The sequence below is a fragment of the Myxococcus vastator genome, from assembly GCF_010894475.1.
Classification (GTDB): Bacteria; Myxococcota; Myxococcia; order Myxococcales; family Myxococcaceae; genus Myxococcus; species Myxococcus vastator.
On record NZ_JAAIYB010000703.1, the window covers coordinates 1 to 2,818 of the forward strand.

Annotated in this window: 4 protein-coding genes; all 4 read left to right on the forward strand. The window is 71.6% G+C overall.

Annotation, left to right across the window (positions count from 1 at the left end; translation table 11 throughout):
• The first annotated feature begins 253 nt into the window (after nucleotides 1–253).
• A complete protein-coding gene (locus G4D87_RS36280; protein ID WP_163787370.1) occupies nucleotides 254–1,336 on the forward strand; it encodes a type III polyketide synthase in 1,083 nt (360 codons plus the stop codon).
• Nucleotides 1,330–1,905 carry an isoprenylcysteine carboxyl methyltransferase family protein gene (locus G4D87_RS36285; RefSeq protein WP_163787371.1) on the forward strand — a complete coding sequence of 192 codons (576 nt, stop codon included), beginning with the start codon at nucleotides 1,330–1,332 and terminating at the stop codon, nucleotides 1,903–1,905. The genes G4D87_RS36280 and G4D87_RS36285 overlap by 7 nt, the downstream gene beginning before the upstream one ends.
• Nucleotides 1,898–2,179, forward strand: a complete 282-nt coding sequence (locus G4D87_RS36290) for an acyl carrier protein (protein WP_163787372.1) — start codon at nucleotides 1,898–1,900, stop codon at nucleotides 2,177–2,179. Before G4D87_RS36285 ends, G4D87_RS36290 begins: the two co-directional genes overlap by 8 nt.
• Nucleotides 2,176–2,818: AMP-binding protein (locus G4D87_RS36295; protein WP_163787373.1), on the forward strand; the 643-nt coding region annotated here is incomplete at its 3' end. The genes G4D87_RS36290 and G4D87_RS36295, both read left to right, overlap by 4 nt.

Genomic DNA, 2,818 nt, shown 5'->3' on the forward strand with positions numbered 1-2,818 from the left:
GGGGGCTGTTCGTCGGCGCCGGGCGGGCTGACGTGGGTGCTGGTCCTGTTGTGGGGGGCGGCCTTCATCCGGCGTTGAGCAAGGTTCGTTCCCCATGAATGCGCCGGCCGCGACGACCGTGTGCGTCATGCGCGTGACAGTCGGACAGGCGCGGTCCGTGCGGGAGGCGTCAGCTGGAACATCCCGTATCGCGCTGGACGCTATCTCCGATTAAGCGTCCACTCTCCACCGCCGCGAATGATTCGGGAACGCCATGCTCAGTGCCTCAGGCCAGGACCGCTCGCCCTCCATCCGTGCCGTGGGGCGGGCACTCCCGCCGCACTACGCCAGTCAGGAGCAGCTCATCGCCGCGTTCCGCGAGCTGTGGGCCACGCGCCACTTCAACCTGGAGCGGCTGGAGGACCTGCACCGCGCCGTCCAGGTGGGGGGGCGGCATCTGGCGCTGCCCCTGGAGGCCTACCCACCGCTGGTGACCTTCCAACAGCGCAATGACGCCTGGATTCGCTCGGCCACGGAGCTGGGCGAAACGGTGGTGCGCCAGGCCCTGGACGCGGCCGAGCTCACGCCCGGGGAGGTGGACCACGTCTTCTTCGTCACCGTGACGGGCATCGCCACGCCGAGCATCGACGCGCGGCTGGCCAACCGCGTGCGCTTCCGCGAGGACTTCAAGCGCACGCCGCTCTTCGGTCTGGGATGCGTGGCGGGCGCGGCGGGCGTGGCCCGTGCGGCGGACTACCTGCGCGGCTTCCCGGAGCACACCGCGCTCGTCATCGCCGTGGAGCTGTGCTCGCTCACGTTGCAGCGCGAGGACCTGTCCATTCCGAACATCATCGCGTCCGGCCTCTTCGGTGACGGCGCGGCGTGCGCGGTGCTCCGCGGCGCGGCGGCTCCGGGCGCCCGAGGGCCGCGGGTGGTGGCGTCGCGCTCCGTGTTCTACCCGGACACCGAGCGCATCATGGGCTGGGACGTGGTGGACACCGGCTTCAAGGTGGTGCTGTCCGCGAAGGTGCCGGGGCTCGTGAAGGACCACATCCGGGGCAACGTGGACGGCTTCCTCGCGCAGCACGGGCTGAAGCGCGAAGACATCCGGCACTGGGTGGCGCACACCGGCGGGCCCAAGGTGCTGGAGGCCTTCGAGGAGGCGCTGGAGCTGGGGCCCTCGACGCTGGAGCGCTCGTGGGCCTCGCTGCGCGAGGTGGGCAACCTCTCCTCCGCGTCGGTGCTCTTCGTGCTCGGCGAGACGCTGGAGTCCGTCCGCGCGCGGCCGGGGGAGTGGGGCGTGATGATGGCCATGGGCCCGGGCTTCGGCGCGGAGATGGTGCTGCTGCGATGGTGACCTCCACGCAGGCCCTCTTCCTGGGCTTCATGGCCGCGCTCGTCGTGGAGCGGCTGGTGGAGCTGGTGCTCTCCAAGCGCAACGCCGCCCGGGCCTTCGCGCGCGGCGGGGTGGAGACGGGGCAGCGGCACTACCGCTTCATGGTGGTGTTCCACACGCTGTTCCTGGTGGCGTGCGTGGCGGAGGTGTTCCTGCTGCGGCGCGGCTTCCCGGGCACGTGGGGGTGGGCGGCGCTGACGGGCGCGGTGGTGGCGCAGGGGTTGCGGTACTGGGCCATCGCCACGCTGGGCGACCGGTGGAACTCGCGCATCATCGTGGTGCCGGGGCTGGCGCCGGTGACGGGCGGGCCCTATCGCTTCCTGCGCCACCCCAACTATGTCGCGGTGGTGTTGGAGTTGGCGTGCGTGCCGCTCATCCACGGTGCATGGTGGACGGCGCTGGTCTTCTCAGTGGGCAACGCGGCGCTGCTCTACGTGCGAATCCGCGCGGAAGAGGCGGCGCTGGGTGAGGTGTACGCGCAGGCGTTCTCCCATCGCCCTCGTTTCATTCCGGAGGTGCCACGTGGCTGAACGTGAACTGGAGGTCATGACGGAGATTCACCGCATCGTCACCGAGGAGCTGGAGTGGAAGGGCGCGGTGGAGCCCTCGCAGGACCTGATACGCGACCTCCAGTTGGACAGCCTGGGCCTCACGGTGCTGGCGGTGGGGCTGGAGAACCGCTTCCGCATCCGCCTGTCCGAAGAGGACGCGCAGGGCGTGCGCACGGTGGGCGACCTGGCGAAGCTGGTGGCGCAGCGAGTCGCGGCTCCGGTGGAGCCCCAGCCGGAGGAGGCCCTGCCGTGAAGGACGCCAGCGCGCGACTGGTGGGCCCGGCGTTGCCTCCGCCCAGGCACCTGACGGTGAACGCGGCGCTCGCGGACACCGGGCGCTCGTCTCCGCTGGGGCTCACCTTCGTGGACGCGTCCGAGCGCGAGGTGTTCATGCCCTGGGCGGACGTATACCGACGGGCGAAGCGCACCGCCGCGGGGCTGGCCCGGCTGGGCGTGCGCGAGGGCGACCGGGTGGCGTTGCTGCTGCCCACGTCGCCGGCCTTCATGGACGCCTTCTTCGGCACGTTGCTCGCCGGCGCGGTGCCGGTGCCGCTGTACCCGCCGGTGCGGCTGGGGCGGCTGGAGGAGTACCACCGGGCGACTTCGCGGATGCTCCACGTGACGGGCTCGGTGATGGTGTTGACGGACGCCCGCGTGCGGCTGCTGCTGGGGCCCAGCGTGGAGCGCGCGCGTCCCCGGCTGGGCTGCCACACGGTGGATGACGTGTCGCGAGGAGACGACGCGCTGGAGGCCCCCGTGCGGCCCGAAGCGCTGGGGCTCATCCAGTTCTCGTCCGGCTCCACGGTGGACCCGAAGCCAGTGATGCTGACGCACGAGGCGCTGCTGGCGCAGGTCGCGGCGCTGGAGGTGGCGATGCCGCTGGGGGAGGGCT